The following is a 16,552-nucleotide window of genomic DNA, read 5'->3' on the forward strand; positions in this document are numbered from 1 at the left end:
TAAGGCATTATCGCATTGAAAATATGATTATGACTTCTATTAATTATGCTAAATAGCTGTTAAGACTATATTGCTGCTTAAAATCAAGATCACCTTGGGTGCGGTGTATACTTGTACTAACATAAATTAGGGAGCTAATATTAATGAAAAAGAAACTGGGTATGTTTATTGCTAGAAAAGTTGGTAATTCTATAGTTCTCACTGTTCCAAGTAAGGCGGGAAGTTAAACTTGGTGAACGATTTGAATTGACTCAAAAAGATAACGATACTTTAATCTATAAGAAGGCTATTGACTCTAATCCGTGGTTTAATGGAGAATATGATGATATTGATTTTAAAAAAGAAATTGCAAAAGTAGGTAATCCTGATACTATGCAGGTTGGTAAGGAAAATGTAGCATCTAATCAAGAGACATTATTCGGATAGATGCTGAACCACATGCAGGACGAGAAGAAGGCGGTCATAATCCCCAATCTGGCAATATTCAAAGACCAGCGATAGTTATATCAAATAATGCATATAATAAAAAACAGGACTCGTTATCTGCATGCTCCTTGCCCATGATCTTAAAAAAGATAATCGTGGTCTATACTATCGTCTTGCTGATATCAGCAGTGGAATATCTGGTAGTGTAGTTACTTTTCAAATGCCTAATTATGATTTTTCCGGTCGAAATGGTAAAATTGTTGGACATGTTAGTGATAAAGACTTGGATAACCTGCTATCTAAAGCATATCAAATTTTAGATAAGCGTTAATTTTTATCAAAATATTGCTTAATTCAAGTCACTCAAAAAATAAAAATAGTTTCCTTTTAAAAGCACCCCAGGCTAAACTGAGGTGCTTATGTTTTTTTACTTATCCGTATTATTTTTTGAAAAACCAGTGATACATTTCCCCATCGAGAAAGTCACCAATCACAAATATCAGCGTCCACAAAACAATTCCAATAATGCGCACAAACAAGGATGTTACATAATTATTCCAGCTATTATCATATGGTAGAAGAAATAAAACAATAGGAACTACAAGGAAGAAGTACTTAACTTTAGTCCACCTTAAATGTTCATGCTGATAAAACTGGACAAGTTTAGAATTCTGTGGTGTTTTGTGTATTAATCTAATGCAAACTAGATATATTAAGTAAATAGCATCAACTATTAGCAAGATCAGAACAATATTATTAAGCATAAATAAGTCCCCTCCTAATTTCATTGAAATTAATTTAAACAACAAGTCTTTTACTCTATTTACAAAACAATTTACGATTAATCTTTAGTTAACCTCATAATAAATCCAAACCTATACTTTTACAATATCAAATAAAAAACGCTCCGAGGTAGTTAAAATTGCAATTAAAGCTCAAGGCTTTAATTTATTTAACCGGTCGAAGCATCTTATTTAAAAATAATTAAGCGTTAAACTGCAGAGTCTGAACTGTGTCACCGTGGGTCGTATCACCTGCCGACACATCAGAAACAGATTTTATGACGTCCATATTAGTATAAACAACTATTACCGTATCATCGTAATTTTCAGCCGTAATCAGTTCTGTATTCATACTTGCCAAATAATCATCCTGCTTAACAGTATCGCCCTGTTTGACAGCCACTTCAAAGGGCTCACCTTTTAATTCAACAGTATCAATTCCTAAATGGACCAATATTTCTAAATTATTATCAGTAGTAATGCCGATTGCATGCTTAGTGGGAAAGACTGTGGTGACAGTTCCTGCAACAGGAGAATAAATTTTGCCATCTGTAGGCTTAATGGCATACCCATCACCTAGCATTTTCTGAGAAAAAACTTCATCTTTTACATCTGTAATTGGCATTAGTTTCCCATCACAAGCTGCAGCCACTGTAAAGCCACGTTTTTTAAATATATTAAACATTAATTCTACCTATTTTCTAATAAATATACTAATTGTTAAAACTAAACAAAAACCAAAGATAGCCAAAAAGATAACAGCAGGCACTTTGATAAAACTGCTTTGACATTTTAATTTGCCAGTTTGTTCATTAATACGTATGATGCCAAAAAGCGCCAAAATCAAGCAAAATATATTACCAACCATTAACTGGCTAATCGCCTGAGTGAACATCAAAAAACGATAATTACCCTCATGCTTAAGAATCAAATCTTTCTTGAGCCAAATATAATAACCCATAATAAAATCCGTAAGAGCTACTATCATATCTATTGCAATCAAAGGTGTATTGTTCAAAACTACATTGATGTTTTGTTTAGCAATAGATGATGTCAAAATTATAAAGCTGCCGAAGAACAAGGGAATTAAAATCAAAGCATAGATATAGGTTGTCAAAATTTTTTTGGTGTCTAAATGGGCCCTATTCAAGAAACTAATCACAAAGTTGTTTATCTTACTTACCATTTTTATCACTTTTTTCTTTTTGCCAAATACCAAACTTATTTATGATGAAATCCACCAAGGTGTAAGCTAGTATAAATGACACATCATTGCTAGACGAAAATTTTACAGTCGGATAGTAGAAATTATAGTCGGAAAGTGAAGCAAGCTTATTTTGCTTTAGGTCTGTAAAGGAGACATAACGCAATTTGTTGTTAACCATCTCAAACTTACCCAGTTCATCGTTAATTTCTTTATTATTGCCCGTATAAGAAATAATAAAAAGCATGTCGCCTTTTTCTGCTATTTTTCCTACCATTTCCAGTTCACTAACAGCAGCTGGCAAAACTATTGATGAAATACCAAAAAGTAAAAGCTCGTGAGAAAGATAATCAGACAGCATCTGTTGGATCCAGCCGGTAGAGTAAATATAAATATGCTTAGCATTACTTAGCTCATTGTAAAATTCATCTAACTTAAGAACCTTAAAATTTTTATGTAAGTTTTCGATTTCTTTTATTATGCTTGCATCAAAATTGTCAGGTATAAATTTACTTATATTATTTTGTTCTTTTTCTTGGACGACTTCATTTAAGTGAAATTTCAATTCATTATATCCGCTCAAGCCTAGGTGTTTACATAATCGGAAAATCGCCGAACGTGAAACGTATAATTTGCGCGCAAGCTCAGTAAGACTTAATCCTTTACACGCTTTTGCATTATTTATAATAAATTGAATGACCCTTATTTCAGAATCATTCAATTTACCACTATTTTGATAGACTAAATATTCTAATTTTGACATAGACCAACGCTCCATATAAAGTAATTTTACATATGACAAATTGCTTTTACCTATACAAGCGTTCTAGCCATAATTAATCTTGCTTATTATCCTGCTTTCTTAATTCCTGCATTGCTTCAAGAACTTGGGCAACGTCTAAGCCAACAATAACCTGAATTGCTTTGCCGTGATGGACAACATTAACGGCCTTGGCTGACTTAAACTGAGCATCAGAGCCCATCTTATTAGGATCAGCCACAGTGACACGCAATCTCGTCGCACAAGAACTTAACTCTTTGATGTTGGAACTTCCACCTAATAAATCTAAGAAGGCTGTTGCTCTTTCAACGTATGGATCAGTTTCTTTCTCATTTTTAGATGGCCGTGCAGTAGTTGTGGCACTGGAAGCTGATTCTTTTTTAGCTTGATATTCCTTCTTATTTAGTAGATGTACATCTTCGTCATCTTTTTCCCTTCCTGGAGTAGCATAATCAAACTTAATAATCATAAATTTAAAAATAAAGAAGGTAAGAATTGCAAAAATAATACCAATTGTAAATTGTACTAGAAATGTTTGCCAGTGATTGGCCCAGAGTGGTATCCAGTTTTCTGCCGCCATATCAATGCTGCCAAATATAAAGTTACCAACAACACCAAAACTGAACATAATAGTGTTCATAGTAGCTGAAAGTAATGAATAAATTACCCATAAAATTGGAGCCGCAAACAAGTAGGTAAAGTCAATTGGTTCAGTAATGCCAGCAAAGAATGAAGTCAAAGCTGCTGGAATTAACAAAGCTGAAGTTTGCTTCTTTTTATTTTTTTTAGCTGTCGCATAAAACGCTAAACAAATTACCGGAGCAAGGAATACTTTTTCATTACCCCACAGTTGGAAGCCCATTTCAGGAGCCAGTTGCTTTAACGGACGTGTACTTAACGCAAATTTAGTTAAATGTTTTAGCCAATAAGGTTGTAATCCACCTGCAACTACAGCTGGACCATACTGAAACGGAATATATACCAAATGATGAAGTCCAGTTGGAATTAAAATACGATTGAGAAAATTATAAATCCACACTCCAATAACGCCACTGTTAGTAATAAAGTGTTGCATACCAGTTATACCTAGCTGAACTTTTGGCCAGCCCCAGCAGGTAATAAGTGCCAGAGGAATCATAAGGAAAAAGCCTAAAATATAAACATATGTGGACCCTTGAAAGGTTCCCAGCCAGTCCGGCAATTTCTTATCAAAATAATGATTATGTAACCAAATTACTATACCAGCAACCACTAGAGCACCAATAATACTAGTGTCTAGCGTTTTGATCCCAGCTATTTCTGTTAGTCCGTGGTTAGTGGAATTTTCCACAATCTGGATTTTATCAAAGTTAGGAATACCAAAACTGGCGCCCCAGTGAGATAACATAGCACCAACAAAATAGTTGTAAGTCATGTAGGTAATTACAGCTTCCATGGCAGCCCTACCTCTGGATTTATTTGCTAGACCAATTGGTAGACCTACAACGAAAAGCAAAGCTTCCTGCTTAAAAACTGTCCAACCACCTGCGCTAATTGTATCCCAAATTGAATACCAAGTTGTCCCTGGATTTGCCAGAGAGCCGAAAACTGCTTGGTTGTTAAATAAGCTGCCTAAGGCAACTACAATACCCGCAAACGAGAACAAAAGCACTGGCACAAACATTGCTGCACCAAACTTTTGAAACTTCTGCATCATAAGACATCATCCCCAATCACTAATTAAGTTCTGGCCAGTATGGCTTGTTTTCTGGGATCATGTCATCAAGAATCTTTTTCGCTACAGAAGCATCAGGAACTGTCTTATTAAGAGCAAAGGCTTGCCACATCTTAGTGTATGAATGTTGTTCATAAGCATCAACTACCAGCTTTTCACATGCTTGTTGTTCTTCTATCAATCCCTTTTGGAATCTACCGGCCATTCCAGTTGCCATAGGTTGAACTCCGTCCGCGCCAAACCAGCAAGGTACTTCAACAATAGAATCAGAATCAATATTGGCAATAGCGCCGTTATTAGGAATGTTAGCAAAGAATTTTTCATGCGTGTTATAAGCAATCGCATGACAAATATCAACAATATAATTAGAGTGTTCGGCATTAGCCTCCCAGATATTGCCTTTAGCAGTGCCGGCTTTAACAATTCTGGCACATTCACCAAATACTATTTTTTGCCTGTATTCACGAATCTCATCAGTTCTAGTATGGTTAGGGTCTGCATTTTTCACCTCATATTGTGGGAAATAATAATATTGCATATAAGTATTAGGTAAAGTTTCTGGATCAAGAGCATAGCAGTCCTTAGCTTTTTTAAAGGTTTCGGCCCAACTGGTCTCTGTTTCCTTATCAAATTCACCACCGATCCAGTAGCCATTTTCAGATATGTGCTTCTTAAGAAGAGGCATTAAATCTTTGCCAGTCTTTTTATCACGAACTTCTTTCCACCAGCCAAAGTGATTCAAGCCATAGTAGTTAACATCAAGATCGTGGTAGTCGTTTAAGCCGCAAATTTTAGCCATTCTAGTCATAATTTCTACCGGCATGTCACAAATATTAATTACTTTAGCATTTGGTCTTAATCTACGGCAAGCTTCTGCAACAATTGCTATCGTGTTGGTATAGTTAATCATCCAAGCATTTGGCGAGTACTTTTCCATCCAGTCGATTATCTCAATAATAGCTGGAATAGAACGCATCCCATATGCCATTCCTCCGGGTCCGGTTGTTTCCTGACCATTAACGCCATATCTTAACGGAATCTTTTCATCGAGTTCACGCATGTGGTACTTGCCAACCCGAATTGATCCCATAACGAAGTCAACATCTGTGAATGCTTCTTTAGGATCAGTCGTATACGAAAATTCAATTTGCGGTGCGCGTTCTTTCATAATAATTGCACACGCATCACCAATTTTCTTTTGCCTTTCGGCATCGTTATCATAAAATTTCAGCTTTCTTAGTGGAAATCTGTCCTGGTTTGCAATTAAGCTTAAAACAAATCCTGGGGTATAAGTACTACCGCCACCTGCTATGACTACGGAATAACGTTTATCTTTTTCGGACATATTCTTCTCCTTTATTCACTCTGCCCAACTTGAGCTGTTATTTTCTAAGCTAGCTTACTTTTATATTTATAACATCTTTCTTATTTTTTGTATCCGCTTTCCAGGAAAGTGAATACGTATTTCACAACTTGAAATATTTGTTTCACTTTTCGAAATTAATTTCACAAAAAACTGGCACCACTAAGGTGCCAGCATTAATGCTAATTAAGTTAAACGTTATGAGAAGACTATTTTAAACGAATCTGTCCTTTTTAATTACCCGGTAAACTGAAATAACTAAAACTAAAATTGCGCAAAGCATTGCCACATAGGCCATAGGTCCGACACTAATGGCAGCCTGAGCTTGACTGCTGGCCATACGATTTTCGACAGCGTATTCTACAATCCACTTACTCAATAAGCGAGGAGTTAATACGAAGCTGACAGTAGCTATGATTGAAGCTACCAAGGCCGTATTGCGCGAATATGGTTCCCGAAAAAATTGTGCTAAAACGCAAAATGCTGGTGCAATCATTAAAAGCAGAACCCACATAATAATTAAACGGCCTGCACCACTGTTCATCATTTGCGCACTGTTAGCCGCATAACGATATTTACCCCACAGCTGTCCGCCAGTTAGGGTATTTAATAAACTCAAGAAGTATGATCCCTGTTGACCATAGACGCCACCACGATTAGACAAGATGCCCTGGACGACTTGCAAGCCATCAGTCGAACCAGCTGTGGAAAAATTAACTGTTACCACTTTTTTCATATAAGTGGCCAGAAACATGATAATCGAGCCACCAAATTGCAAAGCTCGTAACATGCTTAATTTCCGGGATGACTTCATTTTAAATTCAAGGCTAAGTACACGGTTAGGATGATGACTGCGACCAATCACAAAGATGCCAATTGCGACCACAATTGCCAGTGCAGCAAGAAGCCACCAGAGTTTGGCCATAACTAAGAAAATTGCCAAAACAACTATTGCCACCGCGATGTATGGCCGATCTGCAAAAATATCCCAGAAATTTAACTTTAAATGGCGGTAGTCGGCACGAGTTTGAGAGATGTCATGCCCCCTGAGTGCTGTTTTAGTCATTTCTTTATTTTGAAGCTGGGATTTTTGGCTGTATTTTTCACGATATTCCTGCCTGGTCAAGTGTGAATTTCTTTCCATACCAGCACCCCTTCCTTTCAGAAATAATATCCTAACATGTTTAATATGAAAATATCATCTATTTAGCAAATTCTTAGCAAATTTATTGTGCTAAAATAAAAAAGATATCATATTTTTTAGAAAAACATTAAAAAAGAAAGCGAGGACGTTTTGACAGTTTCCGAAAAATTTCCGGCTGGCTGGCATAAAGCTTTTGTCACTTTATGGCTAGGCTGCTTTATCACAGGTATGGGCTATTCCATGACAATGCCCTTTATCTCACTATTTATCGCTGATCTGGGGCACTACAGCAAGTTGCAGATTAGTATGTATTCCGGTCTTGCATTTGCCATGACATTTATTGCTCAGGCAATTGTTTCACCTTATTGGGGCAACTTGGCTGATCGCAAGGGTCGTAAATTAATGTGCATGCGGGCATCTGGGGTCATGGCTTTAACTATTACTGCTACAGGTTTTGCCCCTAATGCTATTTACATAATTGTCATGCGTTTTATTCAGGGTGCTTTTTCCGGCTACATTAACAATGCTACCGCCCTCATCGCCGGAGAAACTCCCCACAGAAAAAGTGGCTGGGTAATGAGCCAAATGATGACTGCCGGTACGGCAGGAAACTTAGTTGGACCACTTTTAGGTGGTGTTTTGTCAAATTTCTTCGGCAATTGGCTTGGTGGCGTCTGGGGCTACCGGATTCCATTCTTCATCACCGGCTTTTTGATGGTGCTCGTCTTCTTAGGGTCGACATTCTTAGTTCATGAAAACTTTACCCCAATTTCCCGCGAAGAAATGAAGCCTATGAAAGAGATCATGCACTCTCTACCCAATGTTAAATTAATTGTGGTCATGTTCTTTACCACACTCTTAGTTCAGGCTGCCAATATGTCAATTGATCCAATTGTTTCTTTATACGTTAAATCAATGATGCCTAATAGCAAAAACATCGCATTTGTGGCGGGGATCGTAGCCGCAACTCCAGGTCTCGGAACGCTGCTGGCTGCTTCCAAAATCGGACACAAAATGGATGAAATTGGACCACTAAAAATATTACGCCTAGGTTTAATAGTAGGTGCGATTCTCTTCGTACCTATGGCCTTAACTCATTCGCCTTGGGTACTGGCAGGATTGCGTTTTCTGCTGGGAATTGCCAGTGCTGCAATGTTACCGGCAGCACAGACTGTTTTGACACTGAACACTCCGGCCGAAAGTTTTGGTCGTATCTTTAGCTACAATCAGTCTTTCCAAGCAGTTGGCTCTGTGTTTGGTTCACTTATGGGTTCCACCATTTCCGGTCTGTTCAACTATGCTACAGTTTTCTGGACTACAGGCTTCACTCTACTGATTAACTTTATTCTGATTATCTTTTTCAGTTTGAGAAAAAGTCCTAATAAATAAAAACTAACTTACAACTAATAAAGTATCCTAATTTTGGTGGTCACATCATATTTCGTTCAGGATGCTTTTTTGTTTTGCTTGATCTCCGTAGATAAACATTGTATAATTTTATTACATTTCAGGATATACATTGTTTATTTTTATAGGGGGAAAATTATGATTCGGGCTACTATATCTAAATGGGGTAATTCTAAAGGCATCCGATTAAACCAAGCAGTCTTGCAAGCATTAAACGCTACTATAGGAGATCAGTTAAACTTTAAAATTGAGGACAACAAAGTAATAATGTCAAAGCAAGATGATACACCTGATTTAACTTTTGAAGAACTTTTTAAAGATTATTCAGGTGAAGAATTTGATACCGAAATTAAGTTACCAGATGAGAGAAAAGGAAATGAAAAATGGTAATTAAGCAAGGATCTATTCTATTAATGGATTTAAGTCCTAAACAGGGGCATGAACAATCTGGCAAACGACCTTATTTATATTTAAGCTATAAAGGGGTTGAAAAATACGCTCATATTGCTGTGTTTGCTCCTATATCTACTACTAAAAGACGCTACCCATTATATCAAGAATTACCTGCTGCATCTCAAACAAAAGGTGTAGTCATGCTAGATCAGCTAATTACAATCGATTATCATAATCAATCATTTCAATATTTAGAGCAACTACCTGATGACTATATGGAAAAGATACTCAAAATTGTAAAAGTAGTTTTTCAGAAAGATTAGCCAAGCAGTCTTTCTGTAGATAATTCCATGATATGTTGTGAAGCTAAGATTGGTCCTTTTTTTAACACGGTTTTAATAGTTCCTATATCTTCACCAAAGAAATATAGAGTAGCAGAAAAGTTTGTTAAATCACCTTTATTTATGGAGATAGATCAAGAGGAAATCTATGCTGCAGCATTACTGCAGCATGTTAAGGCAATAGATCCAACTGTCAAAATGAAAGGTAATATCAAAGTAAGATTAGACGAAGCTAATATGAAAAAATTAGCACAATTTTAGTTCAATTTTTTAAAAAAGCAAAAACTGTACTGAACCCCAAAAATTATCCAACTTTTGGGTCTTTTTTATGTCTAAATTAGCTAAACAAGATAAAATTATAATCTATCAGCTTTGGCATAATTATAAAATTAAGACCAAACTAAAAGAACTAACTCCGATCAAATAAGGGCAATTAGTTCTCAGTTAACAACCATAAAGTGTGCTAATTTTGGGATTCACACCATTATCTTGGTGGCTTTTTATATCTGGCTTAGAAAAATGCTGGTAAAAAGCAACTGCAAGTTTACCGGCTAAATGGCTATTTATTGCGCTTTTTGTGCGGATTTTCTCATCACTAATACGGTAATTGCAAAGAGCAAAATACTGACGATTAATAATCCTAGAAGAGAATATTGCACGTTTGTCACCGCTGATAAGGTAGTAAAAGCAGTTGTCATTAAGGGACTGGCAATTAATAAAATCGTATTGATCAGACCAATGGAAGACGCCAAAATTTTATGATCAACTGCACCTACCATCCATTGGGTTAATTTTGGAGTAGCAGTTCCTGCAAAAAAGCCTAAGATACAGTAGGTTATTAAACAGAACCAGATTTGTTTGCTTAAAATAGCAATTATGACACTGGCACCAGCAATATTGGCAAATATAATAATGAAATAAAGGCTAACTTTTTTAAATAAATTAGTACCAAAAATACTGCCTAAGGCAGCGCCTATTCCTGCCATAGCGCCAATTAACGCGATTGTAAAACTATAGGTTCCGATGACCATCACCTGACGATTGCCCGCAATTACAATAGAAATCAGGGGCTCGATCGTGCTGAGAACTCCGTTTAAAACGGCGATTACCAGTACTGTAGTAATTAGGCCACTAGCCTTTTTCACTTGCTTTAATGCTAAAACCAAGGTAGCCCAAAAACCGCGATCATCGACTTCTTGTGTAACAGTTGCAATACCTTTTTTACGCTGACTTCCAGCAATTTTGTAATAAATTAACCCAGCCACAATGAAAGTCAGACCGTTAATTACAGCCAGTGCAGAATATGACATAAATAGCAAAAGTCCTGACCCAACAAACTGACTAACCAAAGTAATTACCTGTGAGACACCGCTGGTAAAGCCTTCGGCTTCAGCAATCTCATCTTTTTTAACCAGACTGATAACTAAAGGCGTTGTTAAACCACCAGAATAAGTTCCGGCTGTATCAGAAATAAAGTTGATGATAATCACCATTATTACTAAATTCCAACCGGCAATATTTTGGCTAAAAAGAAAGCCGACTAGCAAATAGAGCGCTCCTCTAATCATGGCCATCCAGACTATTTTTTGAAATTTATTCTGTGTCCGGTCAGCTAGATAGCCACCAACACTGGAAAACAGCCGGGGAACTGACTCTGAAATGGCGATTAATGATAAGGCCAGCGAATAATTTTTAAGCCGACTGGCATAAGTCATCAGCGCTAAATAGAATAAAATGTCTCCAGCACTAGATAAAATGCTGGCAATTGAAAACTTGCGATATTCTTTATTTTTAAAAAAGATGGTCATAATTTTTTCTCCCGTTTAACTTTCTTCTTTTTCAATTGTACTTGAGCTAAAATTGAAAATAAAAAAGTGTCATATATGAAACAAAAAATTTTAATGAGGTTAAATTATGACTATCGGTGCATTACTTAGACAATACCGTTTACAAGCTGGCAAAACTCAACGCGCATGGATTGGCGACGTTATCAGCCCCTCTTTTTATTCTAAAGTAGAAAAAGATCTGACCCGTATTTCAGCGGCAGACCTAATTGAACTATTACGGCAAAATCACGTGAAAATTGCTACTTTTTTTAAGCAACTTGATTACCAGACTGAAAGTGAAGATAATCTCAAAAAGAAGATTGTTGCCCAAATGACAGACGCTTATTATAATTTTGATATTAAGCGTCTAAAAGAAATCAAACAGACTATCGCAGGTAGCCAGCTTGCTAGTAAAAATGAATTAATGCTACGTGTGAACTCGATCCTGGCTATTATAGATGGTACTAAAGAAAAATTGAGCGCTGCGGAAATCCAGCAACTAAAAAATAAATTCTTTAATGAAGAGAATTTTGACTGGAAAACTATCAAAATTTTCCTGAACTGCATGGTTTTTTATGATTTTGCCAGTGATATGATCATTACTAACAAAATTTTTCAACAATTTAAAGATAGCGATAATGACAATATACAATTTATAGTGTTGGGAATATTAATCAATATGATTAGTATGTGTCTGGAAAAAGACAAGTACCAGGAAGCAAAGCAGTTGGTGGAAAAATCCCATGAGATTCACACCCAGCCACTAACCTGCTTTAATAAGATGACTCTATTATTTTTGGAAAACATTATTAACTATCATTTTGATCCCCAACAGGTTTATCTGGATAATTGCGCAAGGCAAATAGAAGAGTTTGCCTTAATCGACATGACTGAATTTAGTAAGCAGTTGCAAAAAATTGTGCAGGAAAAGACCGGTGGCAATTTAGGATAAATAGAAGTTAGTTGCAACATTTAATTTGGAACTGGCTTTTTTTAATTAATAATATTTTTTATTATTACCTGTTCCAGTGCATCACTAATCCAGCCAGCGCTACCTGGTTTATCATCTTTAAGATAAGTCAGCCCATAATAATAAATACTTTTATATTTTAAGGGGCGGTAGGAGACAAAATTGATATTTTTGTTAATGCAAAAATTAGGAATTATTCCAATGCCTTGTCTCGCCTTAATAAAGTCATACATTAAAAAGTACTCATCCACCCACTTAATCTGATCAGGTCCTAATTTAGACAAAACTGTTTGATTAAGCTGATAAATATCTGGCAAGGAACGGTCAGTATATGGTAAAAGAATTTTTTGACGACAAAGTTGGTTAAGGGAAATAGTTTCATACTTTTCTAGAGGATGGCCAAATGGTAATGCAACCCAATACTTGACAGGTACATATGGCTTAAAAACGACATCATCTGAGTCCTTAATTATATCACTAGTTAAAAGTGCCAAGTCTATCTTGCGCTCTTGCAACTGGGATAAGTAATCAACCAAAAAATTAATGATGAAAGTAAAGTCGTAATCTTTACACTGCAAATTAAATTTTTGCAAAAACAAAGGGATAATGTAATGTTCTAAGGGATTAGCCGCTATCCCTATTTTTATCTGAGTGAGATCAGCAGATACCGACCTATGCTGCAAATAATCTACAGCACTATCTCTTTTCTTTAAGATATCTAAAGCTATTTGATAAAAATATTTACCGGCAGCAGTCACCATTAATTTATGCGGTGAACGATCTAATAATTTCACATTAACTTCTTTTTCCAACTCCTTGATGTTTTTGGAAATAGCTGACTGAGAAAAATCCAATTTACGAGCTGCTACAGTAAAGCTTAAATTGTCAACAACATAGATAAAACAGCGCAATTGTGAAAAATTCATATTTTATTATTCCTTTTTGTACTTTCTTATTCCATTATGCGTTAAGAAAGCGCCTTTAGCAATGATACTATGTGATTAAATTCATTAAGGAGGTAATTTTAATAAATGAAACAGAAAGTTTATCCGTGGCTAATTGTCCTATTTTCTGGATTGATGTGTGCCGTGATTGCCAATACTTATACTGTCATGATGAGTCTCTTTTTAGACCCATTAGTACATGCATTGCATGCACCATTATCAGCAGTATCATACTTCATGACTATCACCATAATTTCAATGTCATTTGGATTCGTTCTGGTGGGGCGCTTTATCACAAAAGTCCATTTTAATTGGGCATTAGCGTTAGCCGTCATCATGACAGCCGCAGCGGTAGCAGTTTTATCACAAGCCCACAATCTAATCGTATTATATTTAACTGCTGTAATCATAGGATTAGGTTGTGCGTTTACTGGCTATATTGTTCAAGGCATTCTGGTTAATAATTGGTTTATTGCTAAGAAAAACTTTGCATTTTCATTGTGCGCTGTTGTTGTTTCTATTTATCTGATGTTTTCTAGTTCTTTTACTACTATCTTAATCACCAAACTAGGTTGGCGTTCTGCGCTTCTGACACTGGGATGTATTAGCCTAGTTATCGGCTTACTTGGTGCTTTCATTATGAAACTTCGGCCTGAAGATATCGGGTTAAAGGCATATGGAGCTGAGCAAGTTCAAGGTAATACAGAAACTGCGTCTATTCCTGCAGCACCGCAAATAAAAACAAAGTCTGTTATTTTTTCAGCAGCTTTCGTATTGGTGTTACTATTCTATGCCTTGGTCGAATTTGGAGGCAATATTCAAAGTTTAATCCCGGTTTTTACAACTCGTAGTGGTTTTGGCCCTACTGCAGGGGGATTAATTATTACACTAATCAGTGCAGCTGAAATTTTTGTTACTCCCCTTTTTGGGATTACTACAGATAAATGGGGGAGCAAAGCCGTAGCTGCTTGGCTGATATGCCCGATTGCGGCGATGTTGCTATTCATTTTAGCTGCTAAAACAAAATCTTTTGTTTTACTATACTCCGCTGCTTTACTAACAACTGCTTGTGCGACTGTCATGGGAACAGGTGAGCAAGTATTTGGTGCTGAAATGTTTGGGCCAGCGTTTGATATTGGTTACTCCAATGTTAGTGCCATCACAGGTGTGATAGGCGCATTTGCTACTCCAATATTTAGTTACATTTATGAAGGCAGTAACTCATTTATAGTAGTTTTCATTGTAGTAGCGATAATTTATTTTATTGCTTTAATCATCCCTATAATTGGACCAAAATTCCGCTTAAGATTTGAAAATAAAGGAGAATAAATATTATGACTAAAAAATATGACGTAATTATCATTGGTGGCGGTCTTGCAGGTTTCGCTGCAGCCACAGATGCAGCAGATAGAAATTTAAATGCCCTAGTGCTAGAAAAAGGCAGAACTACTGGCGGGACTGGTAACTATGTTGAAGGTGTTTTTGCTGCAGAATCTAAATTGCAAAAAGAGGCAGGAATTAATATTAAGCGTGAACAAATTCTCCAGTTGGAAATGGACTATTCTCACTATAAGGCTGATCATGAAATGTGGCGCCATTATATTGACCACTCTGCAGAAAATGTTGACTGGCTCCAAAAGCACGGCGTTCAGTTTGACAAAGTCACAGAAATGGGCACTGATTTGCCAACTTGGCACTTATTCACAGGTCATGGAAACAAGGCAATCCATGAAGCTTTACAGCCGTATGTTGAAAAAAATAATATTGCGATTAAAACTTCTACTCAAGCAGTTGACTTAAAGCATGACGCTGACGGCAGTTGGACTGTCATCGCTAAAGATTTAACTGCAGACAAAGAAATTACTTTACAAACCAAAAACGTAATTTTAGGTACTGGCGGCTATTTAAACAATCCAGAAATAATGGAAAATGCCAACAAGTTCAACCCTGAGCGGATTGTACCAGTTAACTCTGGCAAATCTACCGGTGATGGTCTAAAAATGGCATGGAAGCAAGGAGCAAAACACTTTTTTACCGGCATGACAATGAATTTCGGTGGTCAAATCCATGACTCACAAACTCCGACGTATGAATTTGCATCATGGGATCTAGGCAGCGCTGTCTGTGATGAACCTATTTTATGGGTAAATGAAGCTGGTAATCGTTTTACCAATGAGTTTGATTGCGTAAGTAATTGGGCTAATGAAGGAAATGCTATGATTCGCCAAGATCGCGTTTTTGCCATTCTAGATCAAAAGACTATTGATGATTTTACTGACAAAGGATTTCCACTAGATTTACACCCCTTTTATGAATTACCCAATTATCCGCACTTGCGCGACAATGTTAAAGAAGCCATCACTAAGAACTACGACTTTATGAATTCTGCTCCAACGCTAGCGGAACTGGCAGAGAAGATCGCCGCTCCTAATCTTGAAGAAACGGTTAATCATTATAATGAACTCGCTGAAAAAGGCGTTGACACTGATTTTGGTAAGGATAAGAAATACTTACTGCCAGTTGCACAAGGTCCGTTTTACGCAATAGAATTGGCTGTGGGTGCCTTTACCACCGGAGACGGTTTAAAAGTTAACTTGAATAATGAAGTATTGAACGACAAAGGTCAGCCAATTGAGCATTTATATGCAATCGGCAGTGACGGCTCAGGCGTAATTTATGGCGATACCTATGGCGTTAAAGTACCTGGAAGCCATGCTGGTTACTGTGTTTACTCAGCCAGAAATGCGGTTAAAAATTTAACGGCTAATTTGTAAAATAAGCACTGATTAAGATAATCAGAAAACAAGTGTCTGGGAAAAAACTAACTCCCAGATAACAAAAGACGATCAATTTAACTCTTAATTTGATCGTCTTTTTCTGTCTCTTTTTATTCTTGAATAAAAAAGAATGGTCCTTAGGCCATCTTCTGTGCCAATATTTGCTTAAATTCATCATCATGAAGGCTATTCCAACATCGGTTTCTACCTTCTTTTTCCCTCTTAAATGGGTTCGGCGCATGCCAAAGACGTTCTTCAAATGCCCGAAAACTGGCTCGACATCATACTTTCTCATGCTATAGTTGTGTCTGCCTTCGGGACTTTGGAGAACTGCTTTGGCTTTTTCTTTTAAGTATTGCCAGTTAGGATTATAGCGTACTTGGCGTTGATATCCGCTTTTGGTTTTTGCCAATTGCTCTAGTTCTGGCGTTAGTTGTACTTCATCTGCTTCATAGACCTTAAAATCACGTACTTGGCCAG

Annotated in this window: 19 protein-coding genes; 9 read left to right on the top strand and 10 right to left on the bottom strand. The window is 36.7% G+C overall.

The genetic code is table 11. The features are described from left to right. The first annotated feature begins 246 nt into the window (after positions 1-246). Complete coding sequence (locus tag JF75_RS08925) at positions 247-426, top strand: hypothetical protein (RefSeq protein WP_046332714.1); 180 nt, start codon at positions 247-249, stop codon at positions 424-426. A gap of 121 nt (positions 427-547) precedes the next feature. Then, entirely contained in the window at positions 548-757 is a 210-nt protein-coding gene (locus JF75_RS10435; protein WP_052726907.1) for a hypothetical protein, read from the top strand. Positions 758-866: 109 nt separating this feature from the next. Here JF75_RS10435 and JF75_RS08935 read toward each other — a convergent pair whose 3' ends face one another. The 7 genes from JF75_RS08935 to JF75_RS08965 all read right to left on the bottom strand — a co-directional run bounded on the left by JF75_RS08935 (position 867) and on the right by JF75_RS08965 (position 7,414). Beyond that, the gene (locus JF75_RS08935; RefSeq protein WP_046332715.1) at positions 867-1,190 is read right to left on the bottom strand and encodes a hypothetical protein; all 324 of its coding nucleotides are present in this window, start codon (positions 1,188-1,190) and stop codon (positions 867-869) included. A gap of 220 nt (positions 1,191-1,410) precedes the next feature. Then, positions 1,411-1,893 (bottom strand): PTS sugar transporter subunit IIA, encoded by a 483-nt coding sequence (locus tag JF75_RS08940; RefSeq protein ID WP_046325615.1) that lies wholly within the window; start codon positions 1,891-1,893, stop codon positions 1,411-1,413. A gap of 9 nt (positions 1,894-1,902) precedes the next feature. Continuing rightward, positions 1,903-2,394, bottom strand: a complete 492-nt coding sequence (locus JF75_RS08945) for a hypothetical protein (RefSeq protein ID WP_052726908.1) — start codon at positions 2,392-2,394, stop codon at positions 1,903-1,905. Next, on the bottom strand, positions 2,384-3,175 hold the full coding sequence (locus tag JF75_RS08950; RefSeq protein WP_046332716.1) for a MurR/RpiR family transcriptional regulator: 792 nt from the start codon (positions 3,173-3,175) through the stop codon (positions 2,384-2,386). Before JF75_RS08950 ends, JF75_RS08945 begins: the two co-directional genes overlap by 11 nt. Positions 3,176-3,248: 73 nt before the next feature. Further along, entirely contained in the window at positions 3,249-4,889 is a 1,641-nt protein-coding gene (locus JF75_RS08955) for an alpha-glucoside-specific PTS transporter subunit IIBC (protein WP_046332717.1), read from the bottom strand. Positions 4,890-4,908: 19 nt separating this feature from the next. After that, the gene (locus JF75_RS08960) at positions 4,909-6,252 is read right to left on the bottom strand and encodes a family 4 glycosyl hydrolase (RefSeq protein ID WP_046332718.1); all 1,344 of its coding nucleotides are present in this window, start codon (positions 6,250-6,252) and stop codon (positions 4,909-4,911) included. Between the two features lie 232 nt (positions 6,253-6,484). Continuing rightward, positions 6,485-7,414, bottom strand: a complete 930-nt coding sequence (locus JF75_RS08965) for a hypothetical protein (RefSeq protein WP_046332719.1) — start codon at positions 7,412-7,414, stop codon at positions 6,485-6,487. A gap of 150 nt (positions 7,415-7,564) precedes the next feature. Between JF75_RS08965 and JF75_RS08970 the strand changes: the two genes are divergently transcribed. The 4 genes from JF75_RS08970 to JF75_RS08985 all read left to right on the top strand — a co-directional run bounded on the left by JF75_RS08970 (position 7,565) and on the right by JF75_RS08985 (position 9,816). Beyond that, a complete protein-coding gene (locus tag JF75_RS08970; protein WP_046332720.1) occupies positions 7,565-8,803 on the top strand; it encodes an MFS transporter in 1,239 nt (412 codons plus the stop codon). A gap of 156 nt (positions 8,804-8,959) precedes the next feature. Further along, positions 8,960-9,211 carry an AbrB/MazE/SpoVT family DNA-binding domain-containing protein gene (locus JF75_RS08975; protein WP_052059690.1) on the top strand — a complete coding sequence of 84 codons (252 nt, stop codon included), beginning with the start codon at positions 8,960-8,962 and terminating at the stop codon, positions 9,209-9,211. Then, positions 9,205-9,537, top strand: coding sequence for a type II toxin-antitoxin system PemK/MazF family toxin (locus JF75_RS08980; protein ID WP_046332721.1), 333 nt, complete (start codon positions 9,205-9,207; stop codon positions 9,535-9,537). The genes JF75_RS08975 and JF75_RS08980 overlap by 7 nt, the downstream gene beginning before the upstream one ends. 27 nt (positions 9,538-9,564) lie before the next feature. Then, a complete protein-coding gene (locus tag JF75_RS08985) occupies positions 9,565-9,816 on the top strand; it encodes a hypothetical protein (protein ID WP_052726909.1) in 252 nt (83 codons plus the stop codon). A 302-nt stretch (positions 9,817-10,118) separates the two neighbouring features. On the opposite strand, the gene JF75_RS08990 is transcribed toward JF75_RS08985, so the two are convergent. After that, positions 10,119-11,363, bottom strand: coding sequence for an MFS transporter (locus JF75_RS08990; protein ID WP_046332722.1), 1,245 nt, complete (start codon positions 11,361-11,363; stop codon positions 10,119-10,121). A gap of 106 nt (positions 11,364-11,469) precedes the next feature. Between JF75_RS08990 and JF75_RS08995 the strand changes: the two genes are divergently transcribed. After that, positions 11,470-12,333 carry a helix-turn-helix domain-containing protein gene (locus JF75_RS08995; RefSeq protein WP_046332723.1) on the top strand — a complete coding sequence of 288 codons (864 nt, stop codon included), beginning with the start codon at positions 11,470-11,472 and terminating at the stop codon, positions 12,331-12,333. A gap of 41 nt (positions 12,334-12,374) precedes the next feature. Here JF75_RS08995 and JF75_RS09000 read toward each other — a convergent pair whose 3' ends face one another. Then, a complete protein-coding gene (locus JF75_RS09000) occupies positions 12,375-13,277 on the bottom strand; it encodes a LysR family transcriptional regulator (RefSeq protein ID WP_046332724.1) in 903 nt (300 codons plus the stop codon). A 105-nt stretch (positions 13,278-13,382) separates the two neighbouring features. On the opposite strand from JF75_RS09000, the gene JF75_RS09005 reads away from it, so the two are divergent. Next, complete coding sequence (locus tag JF75_RS09005) at positions 13,383-14,624, top strand: MFS transporter (RefSeq protein ID WP_046332725.1); 1,242 nt, start codon at positions 13,383-13,385, stop codon at positions 14,622-14,624. Positions 14,625-14,629: 5 nt separating this feature from the next. Continuing rightward, positions 14,630-16,069, top strand: coding sequence for a vinyl phenol reductase (gene vprA, locus JF75_RS09010; protein WP_046332726.1), 1,440 nt, complete (start codon positions 14,630-14,632; stop codon positions 16,067-16,069). On the opposite strand, the gene JF75_RS09015 is transcribed toward vprA, so the two are convergent. Next, positions 16,059-16,552: transposase (locus JF75_RS09015; protein WP_046332727.1), on the bottom strand; the 494-nt coding region annotated here is incomplete at its 5' end. The two genes, vprA and JF75_RS09015, sit on opposite strands and share 11 nt — an antisense overlap.

The organism is Lactobacillus kimbladii, from assembly GCF_000970755.1.
Lineage (GTDB): Bacteria > Bacillota > Bacilli > Lactobacillales > Lactobacillaceae > Lactobacillus > Lactobacillus kimbladii.

What these genes read in the sequence shown, in the direction of transcription:
- JF75_RS08950 (WP_046332716.1), bottom strand. Translation starts at nt 3,175, where the DNA reads ATGTCAAAATTAGAATATTTAGTCTATCAAAATAGTGGTAAATTGAAT.
- JF75_RS08990 (WP_046332722.1), bottom strand. Translation starts at nt 11,363, where the DNA reads ATGACCATCTTTTTTAAAAATAAAGAATATCGCAAGTTTTCAATTGCC.
- JF75_RS08980 (WP_046332721.1), top strand. Translation starts at nt 9,205, where the DNA reads ATGGTAATTAAGCAAGGATCTATTCTATTAATGGATTTAAGTCCTAAA.
- JF75_RS08975 (WP_052059690.1), top strand. Translation starts at nt 8,960, where the DNA reads ATGATTCGGGCTACTATATCTAAATGGGGTAATTCTAAAGGCATCCGA.
- JF75_RS08965 (WP_046332719.1), bottom strand. Translation starts at nt 7,414, where the DNA reads ATGGAAAGAAATTCACACTTGACCAGGCAGGAATATCGTGAAAAATAC.
- JF75_RS08945 (WP_052726908.1), bottom strand. Translation starts at nt 2,394, where the DNA reads ATGGTAAGTAAGATAAACAACTTTGTGATTAGTTTCTTGAATAGGGCC.
- JF75_RS10435 (WP_052726907.1), top strand. Translation starts at nt 548, where the DNA reads ATGCTCCTTGCCCATGATCTTAAAAAAGATAATCGTGGTCTATACTAT.
- JF75_RS08960 (WP_046332718.1), bottom strand. Translation starts at nt 6,252, where the DNA reads ATGTCCGAAAAAGATAAACGTTATTCCGTAGTCATAGCAGGTGGCGGT.
- JF75_RS08940 (WP_046325615.1), bottom strand. Translation starts at nt 1,893, where the DNA reads ATGTTTAATATATTTAAAAAACGTGGCTTTACAGTGGCTGCAGCTTGT.
- vprA (WP_046332726.1), top strand. Translation starts at nt 14,630, where the DNA reads ATGACTAAAAAATATGACGTAATTATCATTGGTGGCGGTCTTGCAGGT.
- JF75_RS08935 (WP_046332715.1), bottom strand. Translation starts at nt 1,190, where the DNA reads ATGCTTAATAATATTGTTCTGATCTTGCTAATAGTTGATGCTATTTAC.
- JF75_RS08955 (WP_046332717.1), bottom strand. Translation starts at nt 4,889, where the DNA reads ATGATGCAGAAGTTTCAAAAGTTTGGTGCAGCAATGTTTGTGCCAGTG.
- JF75_RS08985 (WP_052726909.1), top strand. Translation starts at nt 9,565, where the DNA reads ATGATATGTTGTGAAGCTAAGATTGGTCCTTTTTTTAACACGGTTTTA.
- JF75_RS08995 (WP_046332723.1), top strand. Translation starts at nt 11,470, where the DNA reads ATGACTATCGGTGCATTACTTAGACAATACCGTTTACAAGCTGGCAAA.
- JF75_RS09000 (WP_046332724.1), bottom strand. Translation starts at nt 13,277, where the DNA reads ATGAATTTTTCACAATTGCGCTGTTTTATCTATGTTGTTGACAATTTA.
- JF75_RS09005 (WP_046332725.1), top strand. Translation starts at nt 13,383, where the DNA reads ATGAAACAGAAAGTTTATCCGTGGCTAATTGTCCTATTTTCTGGATTG.